We start from the raw sequence: 23,154 nt of genomic DNA, 5'->3' as shown, positions 1-23,154 counted from the left end.
GCCGCCGTGCGACGGCGCATGCATTACAGCAGACGCAGGCTCACGTCTTTGAGCTGGCGGCCGGACACGGCCGAGGGCGCGCCGGTCATCGGATCCGCAGCAGAAGAGGTCTTCGGGAAGGCGATGACGTCGCGGATCGACTGCTTGCCCGCAAGCAGCATGACCAGGCGGTCGAGCCCGAGCGCGATGCCGCCGTGCGGGGGCGCTCCCAGCTCGAGCGCATGGATCAGGTGCCCGAACTTGCGCTCCATGTCCTCGTCGTCCACGCCGCAGCGCGCGAGCACGCGCTTCTGCAGCTCGGCATCATGGATTCGGATGGAGCCGCCGCCCATCTCGAAGCCGTCCATGACGATGTCATAGGAATAGCTTCCGCACGCCAGCGGATCGGTTTCGATCTTATCCCAGTCCTCGCGGGGGATCATCGTGAAGGGATGGTGCTCCGCCGCGTACTTCTTCTCGTCCTCGTCGAACTTGAACATCGGGAAATCGACGACCCAGAGCAGTGCATGGCCTTCGCGATCGATGCCCAGGGCGTCCGCCATGTGCAGGCGGAGGGCGGACAGCACCGCGCTTGCGATATCGAAGGAATCGGCGGCGAACAGAAGCAGGTCGCCCGGCTCGACGCCGGCGGCTTCCTTGATGGCGGCATGGACCTCGTCGCCCAGGAACTTGATGATCGGGCTCTTCTCCTTGCCGTCGGCGGTATAGGCGATCCAGGCCATGCCCTTGGCACCGTTGTCGGAGGCGACCTTGGCGAGCTTCTCGATCTCGCCGCGCGACCAATCGCCCGCGCCCTTGGCGTTGATGCACTTGACGACCCCGCCCGCTTCGACGGCCTTGGAGAACACGCCGAAGCCGCAGCCTGCGACGATATCGGTCAGATCCACGAGCTCCATGCCGAAACGCACGTCGGGACGGTCGCAGCCGAATCGGTCCATGGCCTCTTTCCACGGCATGCGCGTAAGCGGGAACGCATGCTCGACGCCGGCAGCGGCGAGCACCTCCTTGAACACGCCTTCCATCATGTCCATGACGTCGGTCTCTTCGACGAAGGACATCTCGATATCGACCTGGGTGAACTCAGGCTGGCGATCGGCGCGCAGGTCTTCGTCGCGGAAGCAACGGGCGATCTGGTAGTAGCGCTCGATGCCGCCGACCATGAGCATCTGCTTGAACTGCTGGGGGCTCTGCGGCAGCGCGTAGAACCTGCCCGGGTTCGGACGGGAAGGAACCAGGTAGTCGCGCGCGCCCTCGGGCGTCGAGTTCGCGAGGATGGGCGTTTCGACCTCGATGAAGCCGCGTTCGTTCAACGCGGAGCGCATCGCCTGGGCCACGATGTGGCGCAATTTGATGGACGCGTACATCTCGGGACGGCGCAGATCCATGTAGCGCCATTTCATACGCGTCGTCTCGTCGGTTTCTATGCCGTCTTCGATGGAGAACGGCGGCGTGACGGACGTGTTGAGCACCTCGATCGCGGAGGCGAGGATTTCGATCTCGCCGGTCGGCATATCGGGATTCACGGCTTCGGCCGCGCGGGTGCGCACCGTGCCGGCGACCTTGAGCACGTATTCGCGGCCCAGATGCTCGGCCTTGGCGAAATCCTCGGCGCTCACGCAATCGGGATCGACGACCACCTGGGTGTAGCCTTCGCGGTCGCGCAGGTCGATGAAGATCAGCCCGCCGTGATCGCGCGTATGCCATGCCCAGCCGCACAGGACGACCGATGCGCCGGCATCGGCCGCGCGCAGCTGACCGCACGTGCGGTCGTGCATGCTGTACTCGTTCAGAAAATCCGTCATTGTCGTGTTTGCTCCTTATCGTGTTCGAAAAAGCCGGGCGCCTGCGCGGCACGCGGCTGGAATGCCCTGGATGCCGCCTACCCCTGCGTGAAAGCCGCGAACGTCGAATCGTCCACGACGTCGCCGCTGAACCGCGAGAGCAGCTGCTTGCTCTGCTCGATCGATGCCGTGCGCTCCTCGTGCGTGACCATGTCGCGCACCACCACCTGGCCGTGCTCCAGCTCGTCGGGACCGACGACGATGACCTTGCGGGCATTCATCTTGCCGGCGGCTTTGAACTGGCTCTTGAGGCTCTTGCCCTGATGGTCCATCTCGACGCGCAGACCGGCGTCGCGAGCCGTGCGCACCAGATCGAACGCGACCGATCGGACCGTCGCGTCTACGCAAGCCACATAGAGATCCACGTAGGGAGACGCCTCGGCAAGCGCGCCCGACGCTTCGAGCGCGAGCATCACGCGTTCGTACCCGAGCGCGAAGCCGAGCCCGGGCGTGGGACGGCCGCCTACCGTTTCCGCGAGCTTATCGTAGCGACCGCCGCCGCCGATGGCATTCTGAGCGGCATCGATGGCGTTGGACTGCACTTCGAAGACCGTGCGCGTGTAGTAGTCGAGGCCGCGCACGAGCGTCGGATCCTCCTCGTAGGCGATGCCCGCGACGTCCAGATACGACTTCACGGCCTCGTAGTGGCTGCGGCAGTCGTCGCACAGATGGTCGGTGATCCTGGGCGCCGATGCCATGACGTGCGCGCATGCCGCGTTCTTGCAATCGAACGCGCGCAGCGGATTGGCGTCGGCACGGCGGCGGCATTCCTCGCACATCTCGTCGGCATGGGACAGGATGTGATCGCGCACCATGGCACGGTAGGCGGGGCGGCAGCGCTCGTCGCCCATCGAGTTGACGTAGAGGGTCATGTCGGATGCGGGAATGCCCATCTTCTCGTAGAAGCGCACGAGCATGATGATCATCTCGGCATCGGCCGTAGGCTCGGTGGAGCCCAGGCATTCAGCGCCGATCTGGTGGAATTCGCGCAAACGGCCCTTCTGGGGGCGCTCGGCGCGGAACATCGGGCCGGCGTAATAGAGCTTCGCCGGCGTAGCGCCCTGCTCGACCAGATTGTGCTGCACGACGGCACGCACGACGCCTGCGGTGCCCTCGGGGCGCAGCGAAAGGCGCGACTTCCCCTTGAGGCCGGCATCGGTGCCCGCCTCGAGGCTGCGGCGGTAGTTCTCGCCGCTGCGCACGACGAACATCTCCTTGTTCACGACATCGGTGGCTTCCCCGATGCCACGCGTGAAGACCTCGGTCTGTTCGAAGATCGGGGTCTCCATGAAATCGTAGCCGTAGGCCGAGAAGAGCCTCGCCGCGACATCCTGGGCATGCCGCCAGTGACGAGCTGCGCCGGGAAGCAGATCGACGGTTCCTTCCGGTGAGTTGTATGCCATGGAAGATCCTTAGGTTCCAAGAAAACACGTAGCTTGGAATTTTAGCACCTGTTCTGGGCTTTGCGCAGGACGTGCGGACGCTACCACAGGCATATCATCACTTGGATGCTGCAAGGGGGATCGAGCGCGGGCGCATGCGTGCGTACGGCATCGAGCGCGGGCGCATGCATGCATATGTACGGTTTCGAGCGCTGGAGCATGCGTGCGTACAGCGACGAGCGCAGGCGTATGCGTGTGTACAGCGACGACGGTGCGTCTCCTTCCCTTCCGCAGTGTCATAAAATCCGAGTTTAGTGGCATTTTGCTTGTCGCATGACTCATCGCATACCGTAGAATAAACAACATATAGTATGATTATATAATTTATACGCTATATATTGAATTATGAAAGAAGGAACGGCTGCCTTTCATATCGCAAGAAGCGCCTCGATGCCACTAAACTCCTTTATTCTGGCACTGAGACCCGAAACGCTTGCGTTTTTTCGCACAACGTCGATTTTTTGGTCGAGTGGGCCCCGTCGGGGGATGAACCTCGTCGAGTGGGCCTCGTCAGAGGATGAACCTCGTCGAGTGGGCCTCGTCGGGTGATGGGTCCCGTCGGGGGATTGCCCGCAAACGGCGTCAGATGCCGCGGGCGGCAAAAACCGCAGAAGGAGACAGCGTTCGCGACGGCGCTCGAGACGACGAGCGCGACGGTGTTCGAGACAACGTTCGAGACTCATCGCGCCGGCAGGGGCTAGACCGCCTTCCGCTCCGCCTTCCGCTTTTACCCAACGTCATCCCCGCTTCAGCATAGACGATCCGGAACATCCGCGTCGGACATGGGAATCAGTCCCAAACCGACACGGACGCCCAGACAGACTGGCTCTATTCGTTGAAGAGGTCGACGACCGCAAGGTCCGTCTTCGCCGCCTTGATGATGGCTTCGTTGCCGAAGACGCAAACGGCGCCATCACGCGCGATGGCATCGAGGCCCACGGCATAGCCGCGCAACGTCTCGGGCGTCGTGGCCAGGATCTCGTCGCGCCGTCGCTCGCGGGCATCCGGCGCATCGCCGCGGAAATACGCCTGGTCGCTGCGGCGTGCGATCTGCCTCGGCTTGACCGGCGCATCATGGCTCGCCGTCGTGCTGACCACATAACCTTCCATCTCATCGGCATCGGGCGAGAATTCCGCGAGCCATGCGCCCGCGGCGTCGAACCGCGCGATGGTGCCGTCGATGCCGGGATCGCGGTACGAATGGAAGCGGGCCGAACCGGTCGCCGCGCGACGGAAGCCCGTGCCGTACGCCCCGCCCTTCACGCGCACCTCGTTCCACAGATAATCGAACGAAAGCGCCGACGAGAGCACCGACCACGAACCTGAATGCCGCGTGCACCCGGACACGTCCGCGCCCTTGGCGACATAGGCGACATCGGTCGGAACGATGAACGCCTCGTTCTTCACGCCCGTGAACGGGATGCGCAGCGGCCGCCCGTCGGCGCCCATGGCAAGCCCCATATCCCCCGCCGCTTTCCAGAACGCCGCACGATCGGCATCAGGGCCGGTGAAGCTCGACATGAGGCCGCGCATCGTGAAAGCGCGGGCGCGCACGTCGTTCAGGCGCTCGCGCAGATCATCGAACCGTTCGTCGAAATGATCGATCAAATCGCGCAGGAACCGATAGAAGTCGACGCCGCCCATGGCTTCCTGCACCGCGCCGGACGGTCCTTGGTACGAAGCGAGGCGACGGCTCGCCGCGGCATGGCCGTTGGCGGCGAAGTCCTGCTCCATGGAAACACGGCGCTGCACGAGGATGTCTCGGATGCGGCCGGCATCATCGAAGCGCGTGGACGACCAGATGTCCTGCGGAATGAACGCAAGGCTTCCCACTTCCTCGGACAGCGCGCTCGCGGACACGACGAGCTTGAGCTCGATGCGTGTCGGATCGTCGACATGCTCGACGATATCCGTGAACGCACGCAGCGATCCGAGGCGCGAACGCGTGCGGACGTCGACGTCCGCAGCGGACAGCCCGTCTGTTTCCAAGCGTCCGAGCAGCGACGTCAGAATAGAGACGTAAGGCAGGTCCTCCCACGTCAAGCGGTTGATATCGAAATAGTGCGAAACGTAGTCGATGCGACGGGTCGGAAGGTCGTGGTACAGATAGGGCACGGATGCGTCCATGAGCAGGCGCGGCGCGGGATCGGGCGTCGCGGGACCGATGTCGGAGATGTGCAGCACGGGCAGGCATGCGAGCTCTTCAGGGGAGTCGGGCCTCTCCTGCAGCTCGCGCAGCATCGCGACATCGGCGCGGATGGAGGCCTTGTCGCCGTCGGACAGCGACGCCAGACGCTCGGCCAGCTCGCGCGCCTCGTCCCCCTCCCCTTCCTCTGCCTGGGGACGGATCTCGACCAGCGCCTTGTGAACATTGCCCGGCACAAGCGCTTCAAGCACATCTTCGAAATACCCGTCGTCAAGGCCGGCGCGCATGCGTTCGAGCGCCGCTTCGTAGCGCAGGTATGCAAGGGGGTCATCGTCGTCGTAGAGCCACCCCGCCATGACGTTCATGGCAAGAGGCACGCCGTCGGCCATGCCGCGATCTCGTTCGCGCAGGCTGAACGCCATCTGCGAAATCGAGGCCTCGAGCACGTCGCGCGCGATGCCCTCGCGCGCCAGGCGCGCGGATTCCTCCTCGATCACCTCGAGGAAACGGCGCGCCGCACCTTCGTGCGCGCTGCGCACGAAGAACAGCGCGACCGGCTGCGCCTGCGAATCCATGAGATAGGACGAAACGTCGCCGCCGAGTCCCTCGTCGAGCAGACGGCGCTTGAGAGGCGACTCGTTGCCGCCCATGAGCGCGTCGAGCAGGATGTCGCAGGCGAGCACGCGTTCGAAATCGTGCGCCTGCCCGATCACGTAGCCGGCGCCGACGCAAGCGTTTTCAGGAGCGGTGTCCATCGGCACGACGGCATCAAGCGCGCAGACGGGCTCCTGCGTGCCGATGGCGTTCGGCGCGGCTTGCGTGCGCGGACGCGCGACGGACAGATAGCGTTCATCCAGGAAGCCGAGCACCTGGTCTGCATCGATCGCGCCGTACAGGATGATGAACGAATTATCCAGGCGGTAGTGGCGCGCATGCGTGTCGAGGAAGCCTTCGTAGGTAAGCGTCGGAATGGCGCGCGGATGTCCGCCCGACTCGAACGCGTAGCAGGTGTTCGGGAAGAGCGCATGGTTCATCTCGCGCACAAGCACGCTTTCCGGGTCGGACAGCGCGCCTTTCATCTCGTTGAAGACGACGCCGTTGTAGCGCAGCGCCTCGGAAACGCTCGGATCCGAGGACGAGTCCGGCGCGATGGGCGCATCGGGACCGTCATCGGCAATCGGCGCGTCATGCGCATCCGACGCAACCGGCTCAGGTGCGCCGTCGAGCTCGTAATGCCAGCCTTCCTGCTCGAAGATCGCGCGCTTCTCGTAGATGCGCGGATTCAGCACGGCGTCCATGTATACGTCGATAAGGTTGAGCAGATCCTTGCCATTGGTGGACGCCACGGGATACATCGTCTTATCGGGGAAGGTCATCGCGTTCAGGAACGTCTGCATGGACGTGCGCAGCAGGTTCACGAACGGCTCTTTGACCGGATACTTCTCCGACCCGCACAGCACCGAGTGCTCGAGAATGTGGAAGACCCCGGTGTCATCCGCGGGCGGCGTCTTGAACGTGATGGAGAACGACTTGTTCGCATCGTCGTTTTTCAGGAATGCGAGGCGCGCGCCGCTTGCAGCATGGCGCATGACGATCGCCTGTCCGTCGATTTCGGCCACGTCTTCGACCGTTTCGACCGTGAAGCCATGAATCTCCTGGTAAGGATGGAATTCCATAGAGGTGCCTTTCAATCGCAGGTTGCATGTGGACTATAGCACGGCAACCGGCCTCCGCAGACGCGGCGATGCCAGGCCGCGCCGCTTCATCGCCCGCAGGAGCGCTCTTCGAAACGCATGCGGACGCGCGCCGTATAATGAACCTCGTGACACGATCGGAAGGACACGCATGAGGGTCGAATGGATAGATCGGGACGCAGAGGCGTTCCGCACGCTGCATGCGCACGTCTTCCTGGATGCCGATGACGTGGATACGCACGTCGGGGCGGCATACGAACGCCTCGCCCGCATCCTGAAATGCGACGCAGAGGCGGCGCGGGAACGAGCCCGGGTCATGCTCACCGATTCCGAGATAGAGCGGTTCATGGCGGAAAGCGTCATGGCGCGCGTGGCAGACGATTTGGACGTCGATCTGGATGTTCCCACGATGTACGCGCCGGCCTGCGAGCATCGCGATCCATGCCGCGAAGGAGAGCCGTTCTCGTTCGCCGTGAAATACCTGCTGGTTCCCGCGATGGAGCTCGATTTCGAGAGGCCCATCGTCCTTGCCGAGGACGATGACGAGAATGCGCGCATCGATGCGGCGCTGTCCGCCCGCATCCATGGCGAAATCCCGCAGGCGCACCTGAAGCTCCAGATCGATGCCGTGCGCACGGAATTCCGCGCCGAACTGAAACGACGCGGCGTCACCAGCAAGGAATATCGCATGCAGCGCCGTCTGAAGCCGCAGGAGCTCGTCGATGAGCTGCACGATAGGGCGTGCGAACGCGTGAAGCGCGACACGGCGCTCGAACTGGCCTTCAAGGCCTCGGAATCGGAACCGGACGCGCTTGAGGGCCGCATGAACGGCCTGCTCGTCATCCAAGCGAAGGGCACGAGCCAGTCGGAAGACCTTCGCCGCGACATGAAGGACGCGGGGCGCCTCTGCCTTCTTCGACAGCAGGCGCGCCGCGATATCGGCCTGGATTGGATCAAACGATCGGTCGTGATGAAAGAAGGGGCGGCGCAACCCGAATAGCCGCACCGCCCCTGAAGATTCGCTCCGTTCCCTCCGGATCCTTCTCGCACGGATCTTCGCGCGCAAGAATCGAGAAGGCCCCTGCCTGCGGCGGTTCGACCATGCAGGCTTTCATCCAAGGATTCTGCCGGATCGTAGCCCTACGAATTCTTGAGCAGGATCGTGCCCATGATGTCGGAGACATGCTCGCAGGCATCGATCGCGTTCTCGAGGCGCTGGTAGAGCATATCCCCTACATGCACCTGGATGGGATTGGTCGAATTGGCGTACAGATCGTGCATCGACCGGAAGAACAGCTCGTCGCCCTCTTCCTCGATGCCGGCGATGTCGTCGATGAGCCCCATGATCTTCTTGGACTTCTTGAAGTTGCGGAATTCCTTGAGGGCCGCGCAGAGCGCCTTGGTGCTCTTGCGCAGCAGCTTCGCATAATCCTTGAGCTCTTCGGGCAGCGTTTCCACGTTATGCATGTAGAAGCGCTGGATGGTGCCTTCGAGGTAGTCGATGACGTCGTCGAGGCCCTTCGTGATCGTGATGATGTCGTCGCGATCGAGCGGCGGCATGAAATCGACGGCAAGGGCGTTGAAGACCTCATGGGCCACGACATCGCCCTCGTGCTCGATATCATGGGCCTTATCCACGAGATCCTTGAGGCCGTCGACTCCAGGATAGTCGTCCACCGCGTCGCAGAGGATCTTGACTTCGCGCGCCGCCAGATCGGCCTGGCGCTCGAACGCATCGAAATAGTTGAACCGCTTCTTATGAGCCATCATGGTCCTTCCGAACACCGTTCACAGGGCGCATGCGCGCGCCAGCCGAAAGATTAGCAAAGTTGCACGTCGGCGCGCAATAGCCGGATATGCCCCCTGAGCAGCTGTTGCCGATACGTTTTCTGCATACCGAGCGCGTCGCGCAGGAACGGGCCCTGTCAGAGGCCCGCCGCTCGCACGCGCCCGCCGGGCAGACCTCGCATCCCCTGCAACGAACACGCCGCCGGCTCTGCGTCCGACGCCCTTAGAACGCCTCGATCGTGCGATGACGCTCCGTGCCGATCGTCGTGAGATTCTCATGGCCGGGGAAGACGATCGTCGCGTCGGGCAACGGGGCGAGCTTTTCACGCATGCTGCGACGCATTTCCCGGGCGCTTCCGCCCTCGAAATCCACGCGGCCGGTCGCACCGCAGAACAGCGTGTCGCCCGAAAGCAGAATTCCCGGCTTCATGACGCCCGCATCGTCGGATGCCGCGGGGAGGTACAGGCAGATGCCGCCTTTGGTATGCCCCGGCGTATGGATGACCTGGAATTCGAGCGACCCGACCCGAACGACGTCGCCGTCCGCAACCTTGCGGTCCACAGGAACGCCCTCGATGAAGGGATGCTCGGGATCGTAGGGGTTCTCCTGTCCGCGCTCGATAAGGCCCGCATCCGCCGCGTGGCAGACGACCTGGGCGCCCGTGCGTTCGACGAGCTCGGGGAGCGCCGCCACGTGATCGTGGTGGTTATGCGTCAGGACGATGCGATCGAGCGTGAACCACCCGAGCGCCGACATGATGGCGTCGGGATCGCCCGACGGATCGACGACCATGGCGGGCGCGCCTTCCTGCCGGCCGTCCGAAACGATAAGCGTGTTGTTGTCGATCGGCCCGATGACCAGAATGGTCACGGGAACGCAACCTTCTTCGCAGCGGAGAATGCGCGTGCAGGAAACCATGGATGCCCCTTTCTTGGAATGCGCCGGCACAGCGCGATCGTTCGGAACGCGTCGGGGCCGCGGCATGCGACCCCGCACGCATCAGTGATGGCGGATCGATTCGCCCGGCAGCATGCGGCGCGCCTCGAAGACGCCGTTGATGCCGCGCAGATCGGCAAGCACCTTCTCGATATTGGATACCTGGGACACCTGGAAGAGATAGCGCATCTCGACGAGGCCGTCCGTATGGCTCGATGTGCTCGATGCGAGCACGTTGACGCCCGTGTCGGAAAGGGCGTTGATGATGTCGCGCAAGAGGTTCATGCGATCGATCGCGCCGACGTAGACCTCCACCTGGTACGACGTTTCCTTCGAGGGCGCATCCTCCCATTCCACCTGAATGATGCGGCCCGATTCCTGCAGCAGCGCCTTGGCGTTCGGGCAGTCCGCACGATGCACCGACACGCCGCGGCCGCGCGTCACGAAGCCGATGATGTCGTCTCCCGGAACGGGGTTGCAGCATTTGGACAGGCGCACCGGGGCATCGTCGAGGCCGGTGACCACGATGCCGTTGGGCGCATGGGCTTTACGCTTGCGCGCGCGCTTCACCGTCGTGAGCATGGGAACCGACGCGGCGCCGGTCACCATCGAAAGCTCGGGAGCCGCATCTTCGTCAGGCGTGGGATCGAGGATCTCGAGCAGGCGGTTCGAAACGTGCGCCACCTTCTCCTTGCCCGCTCCGATGGCGACGAGCATATCGTCGACGTCTTTGAATCCCATCTGCTCGCAGACCTCGCGCTGGGCGCGCACCGACGCGGTCGACCCGAGGCCGAATCCATGCTTCTTCAGCTCGTGCGCGAGCTTGTCGCGCCCCGCCAGAAGGTCGTCGTCGCGGTTCACGCGCGAGAAGTAGGCGCGGATCTTGCTGCGTGCCGAAGGCGTCTTCGCAAGCTTGAGCCAATCGCGCGACGGGCTTGCGCTCTTCTGCGTGAGGATCTCCACGCGGTCGCCCATCTGCAACTCGTAGGAAAGAGGCACGATCGAGCCGTCCACCTTCGCGCCGACGCAGTGGTTGCCCACCTCGGTGTGCACGGCGTAGGCGAAATCGATCGGCGTGGCGCCCGAACGCAGGCTTATGACCTTGCCTGCCGGCGTGAAGACGAAGACCTCGGTCGGCGCGAGATCGACCTTGAGCTCGCTGAGGTATTCGCGCGAATCCTGGGTCTCGTCTTGAAGGTCGACCATCTGGCGCAGCCAGGCGATCTGCTTGTCGAAGGCCGCATCCGCCTTGGCGCCCTTCTCCTTGTAGCGCCAGTGCGCGGCGATGCCGTATTCGCTCATGCGATGCATGTCCTCGGTGCGGATCTGCACCTCGAGCGGCCGGCCCGACGGACCGATGACCGTCGTGTGCAGGCTCTGGTACATGTTTATCTTCGGCATGGCGATGTAGTCTTTGAAACGGCCCGGCATCGGATGCCACCGCGAATGCACCGCCCCCAACGCCGAATAGCAGTCTTTGAGCGTCTTCACGATGATACGGACGGCTATCAGGTCGTATATCTCCGAAAAACCCTTGCCGCGCTGGGTCATCTTCATATTGATGGACCACAGGTGCTTCGGACGGCCCATGATGCGCGACTCGATGCCGAGCTCGTCCAGATCGCCCGTGAGCGTGTCGATGACGCCGGCCAGGTAGTCCTCGCGATCGGCGCGCGATTCATCCACCATGCGCGCGATGCGGCGGAAACGCGTCGGCTCCAGATAGTAGAAGGCGAGATCTTCGAGTTCCCACTTGATGGAGCCGATGCCGAGACGGTGCGCGATGGGCGCGTAGATCTCCATCGTCTCGTGCGCCTTGAAGATGCGGCGGTCCTCTTTAAGCGCCGACAGCGTGCGCATGTTGTGCAGGCGGTCGGCAAGCTTGATGACGATGACGCGGATGTCCTTGCTCATCGCGACGAACATCTTGCGGATCGTGGCCGCCTGCTCGTCAGTCAGGCTCTCGACTTCGATCTTCGTGATCTTGGTCACGCCTTCGACCAGCTGCGCGACCTCAGGATTGAAGGTTTCGGCCAATTCCTCGTCGGTGACCTCGGTGTCTTCGACCGTATCGTGCAGAAGGGCCGCCGACAGCGTGTCCACGTCCATCTTGAGGTCGGTCAGGATGATCGCGACCTCGATCGGATGCTGCACGAACGGCTCGCCGCTCTTGCGACGCTGGCCCTTATGGGCGGCGGCGGCGAAGCGGTATGCGCGTTCGAGCTGGCCGAGGTCTTCTTCGGAAAGATACGTCCCGGCGAGTTCGGAAAGCTTCGCGAACCGTTCGTCGGGAGTCGTGTCCGTGTCAGAGGCCGGGGCCGATGCCGCCTCGATGGCTGCGGGAAGCACGGCCGCCCCCGTCACGATGTCTTTGGATCGCATGGAACCGCTGCTCGCGTCTGTCATGGAAGCTCACCTGCCTAACCCTTCGTGCCTGGGAGGATAGGACGCACGATGCGTCCATGGAGATCGTCGGGCGATGCGCCGATCGCCCAATTTCGGAAACGGCCGAACGTCTCCCGCTCCTCCATGCCTTCTCGATAGTACACGCTGTCGGTCAGCTCGACCTTGCCGGCCCCGTCGTTCATGCGCACGCGCCGCATGCCGTCGTCCGCATCGTCATCCACGCGGATGAGCTCCAGCTCCTCGAACACCTTCAACGCGCTGCGGCAGGCGTCGGCGCCGAGGGTCGCGCGGCCGCATCGCTCGGCGAGGATCGCGTCCGTCAGCACGGCGCCCTCGGGACCTGCATCTTTCGTTGCGCGTTTGACCTCGCGATACGCCTGCGCCATATCGTCATGCGAAGGCGCCGCCGCGGAAAGGATGCGCGCGCACGCGTCGGCGTCGGCACGCCCGAAGAGCGCATGGACGCAGGCGTTGGCGCCGTCGCGTCCGGCGCGGCCGCTCATCTGGTTGAATTCGATCTCGGAAAACGGCATGCCGTAGAGCGCCACGTGGCGCACGTCGGGAATGTTGACGCCTTCGCCGAACGCCGACGTGCAGACGAGCACCTTCAGCACGTTGTCTCGGAATAGCGATTCGATGCGTTCGCGCTCGTCGCGCGAAAGCCCCGCGTTGTAGAAGCCGATCTGCATGGCGACATGCGGCGCGAGCTCGCGCAGGCGCCGCGCGAGATCGACGGTGCCGACGCGCGAGTTCACGTAGACGATGGTCTTCTCGCCCGACGAGATGACGCTGGCAAGATAGCTGTCTTTGTCCCTCAGGCCGCGGCGATCGTCGAACAGCAGGTTCGGGCGCGTCGTGTCGTCGAAGATGGATTCGTCGATGGAGAGGACGTCGTCGGCCGTTTCCGCGACGACGGTGGGCGCCGTGGCCGTGAGCGCGAGGACGACCGGATTGCCCAAGGCTTCGACCAGCGAGGAAAGCCCCGCATAGGCGATGCGCCTGCGCGCGCCGCGTTCGGCCATGTGATGGGCCTCATCCACGGCGATGAAGCCGAAATCGCCGCTTGAAGCGAGCCTTTTCGCATGGCATTGCGCGAATTCAGGCGTCGTCAGCACGATGTCGACGCTGCCGTCGGCGATACCCGCGTAGATGCGCTCGCGCTCGGCCAGGTCCGTCTCGCCCGTCAGGGCCGCCACGCCGATGCCGAAGGGCTGAAGCGTCTCGGCCATATGGAAGCGCTGGTCGGCGATAAGCGCACGCAGCGGGTAGACGAACAGGCTCGCCCTGCCGTCGCGCAACGCGATGCGCGCGGCATGCGTCTGGAAGATGAGCGACTTGCCGCGCCCCGTCCCCATGACGGCGAAGGTGTTCTTCCCCGCCTCGAGGGACGCAAGCGCGCGGATCTGCGACTCATGCAGGGATTTCGACCCGATGAGGGTATCCACGATGCCATCCACGAGCACGTCAGGGTTGTCTGCGGCGACGCGGCTCCAGTACGCGCGCGCCTGGACGGCCTCGGCGTCGGGAGAGAAATCGACCTCGACGTCATGGGCCGGGCGATCGCCGTTGAATTCGTCGTACATCTCGCCGACGAATTCGATGTCGTCCGCAGGCAGGCAGGCGCGCATGGCCGGGCAGAGCGCAAGAGGTTCGATGGACTGGAGCATGGCCTTGACCTTGCGGCGGCCGCGCCACTCGTCCACCTGCGCTTCGAAGACCGCGTCGACGACGCATCCGCAGGAGATCAGATCCTCGATGCCCGCAGGATGGAACATGATACCGTCCACATGATGGATTCCGTCGGTCAGCGTGCAGGACAGATGGTTCTTCGCGGCGCCGACGGCACGGCAATTCGATATGCGGACATTGCGCGCGATCAGGCGCGGCGTGGGGTTTTCCTGCCCGAACGGAGCCAGGCGCTCCAACGCCTCGACGGCATCGATGGTAAGCTCGCCCAGACGGACGTCGGCATCGATGGACAGCAGCGGATGGAAGCTGCTTTCCGGCAGCGCATCCATATAGGCGCACAACCGCTCGGTGAATTCAGGAAGCTTGTCGGCCGGAAGCGTGACGCCCACGGCGGCTTCATGGCCGCCGAAACGCGTAAGGATGTCGGAGGTCTGCGCGACGGCCTTGAACAGATTGATCTGACCGACGCTGCGGCCTGAGCCGCGCGCTTCGTCGCCTTCGATGGAGAAGAGGATGGTCGGCACGCCGTATTTGCTGACCAGGCGCGATGCGACGATGCCCTTGACACCTTCGTGCCAGCCTTCGCCCGAGACGACGAGGGCATGCTGCCCGCGGTAGATGTCCTCGGCCTGCGCGAGGGCGACTTTTGCGAGGTCGGCTTCGATAGCGCGGCGCTGGTCGTTGACGGCATCGAGCCGAGCGGCCTTCTCGGCCGCGGCATCGAAGCCGTCTTCCATCAGAAGTTCGGCCGCCAAATCGGCGTTGCCCATGCGCCCTGCAGCGTTCAAGCGCGGGATGAGGGAAAACGAGAGATTCGTGGCCGTGAGCGGCTTGCCGGACACGTTGCAGACGCCGACGAGCGCCGCGATGGACGGACGGGGATGTTCGTTCATGCGCGCCAGACCGTCGGACACGAGGGCGCGATTCTCCCCGACGAGAGGCATGAGATCGGCCACGGTGCCGAGCGCGGCGAAGTCGGTGAACGAGCGCCAGAGGTTCGGCTTGCCGAAGCGCGCCCCCAATGCCTGGACCAGCTTCAGCGCAACGCCGACGCCGGCGAGAATCGAGCTTTTGCAGCCCGGATCGGTCTTGGGGTCGCAGACGATGCATTCGGGCATGCTCTCGCCCGGCTCATGATGATCGGTGATGACGACGTCCACCCCGAGCTCGTTGAAACGCCGGGCCTCCTTGCCGTTCGAAATGCCGCAGTCGACCGAGACGACCAGGTCGGGTTTCGATTCGAGCGCACGGGCGATGGATGCCTCGCTCATGCCGTAGCCTTCTTCGAACCGGCGCGGGATGAGCCAGCACGCATCGCCGTCGAGGGCCCGCAGACCGCGCGTGAGCACCGTGGTCGCGGATATGCCGTCCAGGTCGAAATCGCCGAAGACGAGGATGCGCTCATGCGCGCGCAGGGCCGCCTCCACACGATCGGCCGCTTCCTGCATGCCGGGGATCGTATAGGGATTCAGCCAATCGCGCTCCAGGTCGGGGGAAAGGAACAGGCGCGCGTCCTCAATCGTTTTCACGCCGTGGGACACCATCGTGGCGGCCACGAATCGAGGGAGGCGGAACTCGGACATAAGCACTGACACCGCGATGGGACAGGCGTCTTTGATTTCGAACTGCGCTGACATAATGCTCGCCATCTTCAAATCATGCGTCGTGTATTGCCCCTCATTGTCGCATATTTGGAAGACGGCGCGGCCAGCGCCATGCAAAGCCTAATTGTATTCTTGCTGGGTCTTAGCCAGTCCATGCTCGAGGAAATAGAGAACGGCCTGAGATCCCAGATGGGCCGCTTGCTGGAAATCATCCCAGGCTTCCTTCCTCGGCGTGCCGAGCACCCAGTCGACCACCGGCATGCGCCCGGGAGGACGTCCGATGCCGATGCGCACGCGCGCCCAGTCCTTCGTCTGAAGCTTCTCGGCGATGGACTTCAGACCGTTATGCCCCGCAAGCCCGCCGCCGAACTTCACGCGGATGGTGCCGGGATCGATGTCGAGCTCGTCATGGATCACGACGATGTCGTCGGGCGTCGCCCCGTAGGCAGCGGCAAGCTGCTTGACCGGGCCGCCGGATGCGTTCATGTAGCTCTGCGGCTTGGCGAGCACGATGTCTTCGCCCCGATAGGCCGTTTTGCCCGTCAGCGCGCCGCATTCGGACTTCCAGTAGCTGACGCGCAGCTCGCCGGCTAGAAGGTCGATGACTTCGAATCCGGCGTTATGCCTGGTATGGGCGTATTCTTCCCCGGGATTGCCCAGGCCCACGATCAGATGCATGCGCGCACCTAGGCGAACAGCCCCGAGACGCTGCCGTTCTCGTAGACGTTCTTGATGGTCTTGGCCAGAAGCGGCGCGACGGAGATGACCTTGATCTTGCCAGTCTGGCGATCGAGGGGCACGGGGATCGTATTGGTGACGACGACTTCCTCGATGCAGGAGTTTTCGATGCGGTCGAAGGCGGGACCGCTCAGGATGCCGTGCGTGGCGCAGGCATAGATGCAGTCGGCGCCCTTGGCCTTCAACGTGTCGGCGGCCGCGACGAGCGAGCCGCCCGTGTCGATCATGTCGTCGTTGATGATGCAGATCTTGCCGGTGACATCGCCGATCAATGCTGTGATCTCAGCCTGGTTATGGCGCGGACGATCCTTGTGCATGATGGCGATGTCGGAATCCAGCAGCAGCTGCATCTTCTTGGCTTCCTTCGCGCGGCCCACGTCAGGCGAGACGATGCAGAGATCCGCCGGATCGAAGCCCTTCTTCTCGAAGTAGTCCACGAAGATCGGCATGGCCGTCATGTGGTTCACGGGCACGTCGAAGAAGCCCTGGGTGGCGGATGCATGCAGATCGATGCAGATGGCGTTGTCGATGCCGGCGACGGAAAGCAGGTCGGCAACGAGCTTTGCCGTGATAGGTTCGCGCGGAGCGGCCTTGCGCTCCTGGCGCGAATAGCCGTAATGCGTAATGACGGCCGTGATCGAGCGGGCGGATGCGCGTTTGGCGGCGTCGATCATGATAAGAAGCTCCATGAGGGCGTCGTTGATGTGCTCGCCCGCGACGGACTGGATCAGGAACACGTCGGAACCGCGCACGCTCTGCAGGTAGCGGACGTAGATCTCTCCATTGGCGAAGGTCTCGCGCTTGATGTTGCCGAGTGCCACGCCCAGCTCGCTCGCGATTTCCTCGGCCAGTTGAGGGTTCACCGAACCTGAGAAGAGGGAGAGGTTCTTTACCATGTCGGTCATGTCCAAGCGCTCCTTTACGCGATTCCCGTATGCCGTATCAGCGGATTCCAGAGTACCTTACTTTCTACCGAGACGCAGGCGTGCCATGAGGCTTCGCGCGAGACTTCAATTTCTCCATGTGGCGCGATGCCCAGCCTTCGATCTGACGCTGTTCGGCGCGCTCGAGCGCAAGGGCGTCGGGCGCGACATCGCGCGTGATGCAGGACGACGCGCCGATGACGGCGCCGTCGCCGATGGTCACGGGCGCGACGAGCATCGTGTCGGAGCCGATGAAGACGCCGTCGCCGATCACGGTCCTGTGCTTATGCACGCCGTCGTAGTTGCAAGTGATCGTGCCGGCGCCGATGTTGACGCCCTCGCCCATCGTCGTATCGCCGATATAGGAGAGGTGCGGCACCTTGCTGCCCGCGCCGATCGTGGACTTCTTGATCTCCACATGCGTGCCGACCTTGGCCCCTTCGCAGACATGCGCCTCGGGACGCAGGTACGCGCGCGGACCGCAGGAGGCTCCGTCATCGACGACGGCGGAGACGGCCACCGTCTCGTCCACGGTACAGCCCTCCCCCACGACCGTATCGGTCAGGCGCGTATGGGGGCCGATCACGCTGCCGCTCTCGATGGAAGTGCTTCCCAGAAGCATGACCGAGGGAAGGAGCTCGACGTCGGCGGCGATCGTGACGTCGGGTCCAATGAACGTGGAGGCCGGATCCCACATCGTGACGCCGGCGGCCATATGGCGCGCATTGATGCGTTCGCGCATCGCGGCGGTCGCCTGCGCGAGCTGGACGCGGGAATTCACGCCCAATGCCTCGGATGCGTCGTCGGCAGGAAGCGCGATCACGGCCCGACCGGCATCGCGGCAGATCTCCAGAACGTCGGTCAGATAGTATTCCCCCTGGGCGTTGTCGTCGCCCACCTGCTCGAGGGCGTCGAAGAGCATCGGGGCGTCGAAGCAGTAGAAGCCGGAGTTGCATTCGGTGATGGCGGCTTGATCGGGCGTGCAATCCTTCTGCTCCACGATGCGCATCACGTCGTCCGAGCCGGCGGCGCGCACGATGCGTCCGTAGCCGGTCGGATCGGGCATGTCCATGGTGAGCACGACCACGGCAGCGTCCGTCTCTTCGCGACGCGCGATAAGCGCGCGGATGGTTTCGGGCTTGATGAGGGGACAGTCTCCCGACAAGACGACGAGCGACCCCCCGCGCACCCGGCCGTCTTCGGAAAACGCTTCGCGCGCGGCGTTGACGGCATCGCCGGTGCCCAGCTGGCGCTCCTGCATGACGATGCGAACGTCGCCTTCCACGAGGGGCCGCACCTGATCGGCGCCATGCCCGAGCACCGCGACCACGTCGTGAATGCCGGCAGCGCGGGCGGCATTCACGACCCAGCGAACCAGAGGCACGCCGAGAATTTCATGCGCGACCTTGGGCTTTGTGGATTTCATGCGAGTACCGGCCCCTGCAGCGAGGATGAGCGCCTGAGCTTTCATGGAATACCTTCTTACTGTATGGGCCTTCGAAGACGCCTGTCCGAAAGCCGGATGACGTTTCTGGAGTTACGCGAGCTCGCGCTCGACGACGGCGGCGATGGATTCGGCGCAGCTTCGAGCGATCTCTGCGCGCGAAGCCTCCACCATGACGCGCACGACGGGTTCGGTGCCGCTCGTGCGCACGAGCACGCGGCCATCCGAACCCATCCGGGCTTCCGCGGCGGCGACGGCATCGCGCACGGGAGCGCAGCCTTCGAGCGCGTGCTTGTCGCGCACGCGCACGTTGACGAGCGTCTGGGGAAAGCGCTTCATGATCGCGATGGCGTCTTCGACCGTGCAACCGCTGCGGCGCACGGCGCAGAGAAACTGGCAGGCGGTCATAAGACCGTCGCCCGTGGAATTGTAGTCGAGCAGGATCATATGCCCCGACTGCTCGCCGCCGAGAGCGAACCCGCCGGCGAGCATCTCCTCGAGCACGTACCGGTCGCCCACCTTGGTCTGCTTCACGGCGATACCCAGATCCTCCATGGCGCGCACGAAGCCGAGGTTCGCCATGACCGTGGAAACCACCGTGTCGTGCGGCAGGCAGCCGCGCATCTTCATATCGCGCGCGATGACGGCTTCGACGATATCGCCGTCGATTTCCACCCCGTCCTTCGACAGGAGCATCACGCGATCGGCGTCTCCGTCGTGCGCGATGCCGACGTCGGCGCCCGAGGCCGCCATGACCTCGCGCAGCGGGTCAAGGCAGGTGGAGCCGCATCCGACGTTGATATCCATGCCGTCGAAATCGTCGTGCACGACCGTGACTTCGGCGCCCAGGCGACGCAGGGCCTCGGCGCTCGTCAGGGACGAGGCGCCGTGGCCGCAGTCGAGGGCGACGTGCAGACCCGAGAAATCGATGCCTTGGGATGCAACGGAATCCACCGCATGGCGGATGTAGGTTTCCGCCGCGTCTTCCAGCTCTATCGCGACGCCCACGCCCGCGCCGACGGGCAACGCGTCGCCGTCGAGGGCATCGAGGCCTCCGGCCTCGACGAACGCCTGGATATCGTCCTCGACGGCATCGGGCAGCTTGAAGCCCTGCGCATCGAAGCACTTGATGCCGTTGTATTCGGGCGGATTGTGCGATGCGGAGATGACGATGCCGCCCGCCGCGCGCATCTCGCGCACGAGCAGGGCGACGGCGGGCGTCGGCACGATGCCCGCGATCAGGGCGTCTCCGCCGGCGGACGCGATGCCGGCCACGAGCGCGGCCTGCAGCATGTCGCCCGAAAGGCGCGTATCGCGTCCGACGACGATGGGAGATCCCATGAATCTGACGGCCGCTTGGCCGAGACGCATCGCGAGCTCGCAGGTGAGCTCGGCGTTCGCAACGCCTCGGACGCCGTCCGTCCCGAAGAGTCGTGCCATGAAAGGGTTCCTTCCCCCGAACGCCCCTTTCGAATGCGCGGCGACGAGACGCGCTGCGCAAGAGGCTGCCGATGAAGCCGCCGGAAGCGGCCGGAATATCCGATAAGCGCAGCCATTTTAGCATCACCGCACGCACGCGGCGAATCCCTTGGAATCCGCGCATTTCATGCGCGCGGCGCGCAGGGAAGGATCAGGCGCGTATCATGCGGTTCAACGATAGATTCCCGTCAGGAGGCACGCCATGGAACTCAAGAAGATCGCAAGCTTCCAGGTCGACCATACGACGCTCGATCGCGGCATGTACACGTCGCGCGTCGATGGCGACGTCGTCACCTATGACATCCGCTTCAAGCGTCCGAACAAGGGTGATTATTTCACGACGGGCGCCGCTCACACGCTCGAGCACCTCTTCGCGACGTTCGCCCGCAGCGGAGAAGACTCCGACCGGGTGATCTACGTCGGCCCGATGGGCTGCCGTACCGGCTTCTACCTGCTGTGCCGGGATATGAAGCCCGAACGCGCCATCGAGCTCACGCAGGAGGCGCTCGCCTTCATCGCGGACTACGACGGCCCCATTCCCGGAGCGACCGAAGTCGAATGCGGCAACTACCTTGACCAGGATCTGCCCGGAGCCCGGGCGGAAGCCGCCGAGATGGCGCGCGTCCTCGAAGGTTGGACCCCCGAGAAGCTGGCGTACTAGCGACATGCGGCACAACCGTATGCCATGAGGATAGGATCTGCGAAGCTCGCTCCTCAAGATAAGAACGAAGAGGCGCGCTCGATCGGATGCCCTGACCGAACGGCGCGCCCCTTGCTCGATTCGCTACTTTTCGCCCCGCTCCTCTATTTCCCGCCCAATACGTGGCCGATGGTGTAGCCCATCAGGCAGTTGCGGGTATGGCTCAAACAGTTCAGGTTATGCGGGTAGGTGTTGTAGAACATGCCGCCCGATGTGAGTCCGGCAGCATACAGACCCGGTATGGGACGATGCTCGCGATCGAGCACCTGGCAATCGGTGTTCACCAGCAGGCCGCCCGCGGTGCACAGGCCATCGGCATATTCCTTGGTCGCATAGAAGGGCGGGGTGTCTATGCTCGCCATCATATGACCGGGGAAATTGAAGTCCTCGTCCTTGCCTGCGGCAGCCATTTCATTCCAGCGGTCGATGGTAGCCACGAACGCGTCCCGCGGCACGCCCATCATATCCGCCAGCTCCTCGAGCGTGTCGGCCTTCATATCGGTCTTAGTCGCCGCGCCCACCCATACGTCCTTAGGACCGTAGCACGAGCTTGAGGGCGTCCAGATCTTGTCGATCTTCTCTGCGATGGCGCCGTCGACGATATAGAAGTCATACGTTCCGGGCTGCGCTTGGATAGCCATGGCCAAATGGCCGTACGGTTCGTACTCGGCCGTGAAGCGCCGGCCCAGCTTATTCACACGAAGATACGGCATGAGCTGCTCGGGATCGAGCATGATGGCCTGCGGGAAATCGTCCTCGGCGGCGCCTACGGCAAGCCCCATCCGATGCCCGTCTCCCGTATTCCCCATGGCTGCCGTCAGCCAATGCCCGGGAATGCCGCGCGGACGGCAGCGCTCGCGCAGCATCTGCTCGTTATATTCATAGCCGCCGGTCGCAAGCACCACGCCCTTCGCGCAGTTGTACTGTTCGTACGCCTCGCCGCTCTTCACGATCACGCCTGTCACGGCGCCCGCATCGTCGGTCACCAGCTGCACCGCCGGTGTCTCGTACCGAATCTCCGCACCGGCATCGGTGATGAAGCCTGCGAGAATCTTCGCCAGATCGGCAGGAGCATACGGAAGATTCAACGACGTATTCCACGACCGGCCGAATGCGGTCTTGTCGTATTCGTCGCGGAAATCAGGAAAATCCCCCGCAGCGAACGTAAGCGGGTAGTCGTCGAGGTTCTGATTGTCGAAATGACCGACATACCAATCGACAGCCTCGCCGTTGGTGTCCAGGAAGTGCTTGTAGAGCGCTATGTCCCCTTGGAAAGCCGAATCGATGACGGCGTCGGAAAGCCAGGCCTCTTTATCGAAGCTCATACCCCAATGCTTATGCAGCATCGAATCGGTGCCGCCGATGGTGGCGGAGTTGTAATTACCGAACGGGTTCTTCTCCACGGCGACGGTATTCAGCCCCGCTTCGGCGCAGGCAAGCGCCGCTGCATCCCCGGCGGGACCGAGTCCGCAGACCACCACGTCCACGTCATGCGTGGCAACGATCCGCGAGGGGTCTACCGGTTCGGACTCGAAGGCGACTTTACCCTCACCGGCGGCATTGATCGAAATCTCCTCGACCACCGGCCATACCGCCTGGCTCGGATCAAGCGTCTGCATGCTTCCCATGCCGGCGGAATCCGCAGCCCCGGTTGAAGAAGCCGACATGGCAGAAGCGCCGCTTCCCGACGCCGGCGCGTCTTTCGCGCAACCCACGATGCCGAGCGCGGCGGCTGTCGCACCGGTGGTGAGTGCCGCTCTCAGGAAATTCCTACGGCTCAGCTCCGACCCGCGAACGGCATCATCGCTGCCGACCGATTCCTGATCGGATACCGATTCCCGACCGTGCATCGAATCTTGTCCATTCATGACATGCCTCCCTCTGACAGTTCGAGCGACTCCCTTACGTTCGCCCGCCATGCCGCCATCATGCCCGAGCCGCACGCTGAGCATATCCACCGAAAAGGTAGATATTTCCATGAACGCTGTTCGAATGGGTAGAATGAGCCTCCCATACGAAGGACGGAGGCGTTTGATGGAAGAATCCATCGGTTTCGTCGAACAATCTGACCGCCTATCCGCCGCATTCGCGCGCACCATAGGTCTGACCCCGAGGGAGGCCGAGATCTTCCTCTTGCTTGCACGCGGGCGAAGCATGCCGCGCATCGCCCATGAACTCGTTCTTGCCGAAGGCACCGTGAAGACCCATGTGCGCCATATCTATCAGAAAGCAGACGTTTCCCGCCGGCAGGAGCTTATCGATAGATACTCGACATTCCTCAACGAAGCGAGGCAGACGCATTGATCCGATCGACTGCGCATGG

General features: G+C 63.7%; 15 protein-coding genes. 3 read left to right on the top strand and 12 right to left on the bottom strand.

Features of this window, described 5'->3' with window-relative positions; all coding sequences use genetic code 11:
• Window positions 1-23: 23 nt before the first annotated feature.
• The 3 genes from aspS to HMPREF1155_RS04855 all read right to left on the bottom strand — a co-directional run bounded on the left by aspS (window position 24) and on the right by HMPREF1155_RS04855 (window position 7,105).
• On the bottom strand, window positions 24-1,802 hold the full coding sequence (aspS, locus tag HMPREF1155_RS04865; RefSeq protein ID WP_009078006.1) for an aspartate--tRNA ligase: 1,779 nt from the start codon (window positions 1,800-1,802) through the stop codon (window positions 24-26).
• A gap of 77 nt (window positions 1,803-1,879) precedes the next feature.
• On the bottom strand, window positions 1,880-3,244 hold the full coding sequence (gene hisS, locus HMPREF1155_RS04860) for a histidine--tRNA ligase (protein WP_009077771.1): 1,365 nt from the start codon (window positions 3,242-3,244) through the stop codon (window positions 1,880-1,882).
• Between the two features lie 867 nt (window positions 3,245-4,111).
• Window positions 4,112-7,105: an insulinase family protein gene (locus tag HMPREF1155_RS04855; RefSeq protein ID WP_009077849.1), complete on the bottom strand. Its 2,994-nt coding sequence runs from the start codon at window positions 7,103-7,105 to the stop codon at window positions 4,112-4,114.
• 169 nt (window positions 7,106-7,274) lie between these two features.
• Between HMPREF1155_RS04855 and HMPREF1155_RS04850 the strand changes: the two genes are divergently transcribed.
• Complete coding sequence (locus HMPREF1155_RS04850; protein ID WP_009077959.1) at window positions 7,275-8,123, top strand: trigger factor; 849 nt, start codon at window positions 7,275-7,277, stop codon at window positions 8,121-8,123.
• Window positions 8,124-8,263: 140 nt separating this feature from the next.
• Here HMPREF1155_RS04850 and HMPREF1155_RS04845 read toward each other — a convergent pair whose 3' ends face one another.
• The 8 genes from HMPREF1155_RS04845 to glmM all read right to left on the bottom strand — a co-directional run bounded on the left by HMPREF1155_RS04845 (window position 8,264) and on the right by glmM (window position 20,092).
• The gene (locus HMPREF1155_RS04845) at window positions 8,264-8,890 is read right to left on the bottom strand and encodes a DUF47 domain-containing protein (RefSeq protein ID WP_009077795.1); all 627 of its coding nucleotides are present in this window, start codon (window positions 8,888-8,890) and stop codon (window positions 8,264-8,266) included.
• A gap of 244 nt (window positions 8,891-9,134) precedes the next feature.
• Entirely contained in the window at window positions 9,135-9,830 is a 696-nt protein-coding gene (locus HMPREF1155_RS04840; protein WP_039993405.1) for an MBL fold metallo-hydrolase, read from the bottom strand.
• An 81-nt stretch (window positions 9,831-9,911) separates the two neighbouring features.
• Complete coding sequence (locus tag HMPREF1155_RS04835) at window positions 9,912-12,254, bottom strand: bifunctional (p)ppGpp synthetase/guanosine-3',5'-bis(diphosphate) 3'-pyrophosphohydrolase (protein ID WP_009078018.1); 2,343 nt, start codon at window positions 12,252-12,254, stop codon at window positions 9,912-9,914.
• 14 nt (window positions 12,255-12,268) lie between these two features.
• Window positions 12,269-15,580: a single-stranded-DNA-specific exonuclease RecJ gene (gene recJ / locus HMPREF1155_RS04830; protein WP_039993384.1), complete on the bottom strand. Its 3,312-nt coding sequence runs from the start codon at window positions 15,578-15,580 to the stop codon at window positions 12,269-12,271.
• 87 nt (window positions 15,581-15,667) lie between these two features.
• The gene (pth, locus tag HMPREF1155_RS04825; protein ID WP_006363249.1) at window positions 15,668-16,225 is read right to left on the bottom strand and encodes an aminoacyl-tRNA hydrolase; all 558 of its coding nucleotides are present in this window, start codon (window positions 16,223-16,225) and stop codon (window positions 15,668-15,670) included.
• Between the two features lie 8 nt (window positions 16,226-16,233).
• Window positions 16,234-17,190 (bottom strand): ribose-phosphate pyrophosphokinase, encoded by a 957-nt coding sequence (locus HMPREF1155_RS04820; protein ID WP_006363250.1) that lies wholly within the window; start codon window positions 17,188-17,190, stop codon window positions 16,234-16,236.
• Window positions 17,191-17,254: 64 nt separating this feature from the next.
• The gene (gene glmU / locus HMPREF1155_RS04815) at window positions 17,255-18,679 is read right to left on the bottom strand and encodes a bifunctional UDP-N-acetylglucosamine diphosphorylase/glucosamine-1-phosphate N-acetyltransferase GlmU (RefSeq protein WP_009077983.1); all 1,425 of its coding nucleotides are present in this window, start codon (window positions 18,677-18,679) and stop codon (window positions 17,255-17,257) included.
• 66 nt (window positions 18,680-18,745) lie between these two features.
• Window positions 18,746-20,092 carry a phosphoglucosamine mutase gene (gene glmM, locus HMPREF1155_RS04810; RefSeq protein WP_009077747.1) on the bottom strand — a complete coding sequence of 449 codons (1,347 nt, stop codon included), beginning with the start codon at window positions 20,090-20,092 and terminating at the stop codon, window positions 18,746-18,748.
• A 241-nt stretch (window positions 20,093-20,333) separates the two neighbouring features.
• On the opposite strand from glmM, the gene HMPREF1155_RS04805 reads away from it, so the two are divergent.
• Window positions 20,334-20,792, top strand: coding sequence for an S-ribosylhomocysteine lyase (locus HMPREF1155_RS04805; RefSeq protein ID WP_009078040.1), 459 nt, complete (start codon window positions 20,334-20,336; stop codon window positions 20,790-20,792).
• 143 nt (window positions 20,793-20,935) lie between these two features.
• Here HMPREF1155_RS04805 and HMPREF1155_RS04800 read toward each other — a convergent pair whose 3' ends face one another.
• The gene (locus HMPREF1155_RS04800; protein WP_238319113.1) at window positions 20,936-22,699 is read right to left on the bottom strand and encodes an FAD-binding protein; all 1,764 of its coding nucleotides are present in this window, start codon (window positions 22,697-22,699) and stop codon (window positions 20,936-20,938) included.
• Window positions 22,700-22,865: 166 nt separating this feature from the next.
• On the opposite strand from HMPREF1155_RS04800, the gene HMPREF1155_RS04795 reads away from it, so the two are divergent.
• Entirely contained in the window at window positions 22,866-23,135 is a 270-nt protein-coding gene (locus HMPREF1155_RS04795) for a response regulator transcription factor (protein WP_009077812.1), read from the top strand.
• Window positions 23,136-23,154 lie beyond the last annotated feature (19 nt).

The sequence above is a fragment of the Slackia sp. CM382 genome (genome assembly GCF_000293015.1).
Classification (GTDB): Bacteria; Actinomycetota; Coriobacteriia; order Coriobacteriales; family Eggerthellaceae; genus Slackia; species Slackia exigua.
The sequence above is the reverse complement of the archived record's forward strand: the minus strand, read 5'-3'. Positions and strand labels throughout refer to the sequence as shown.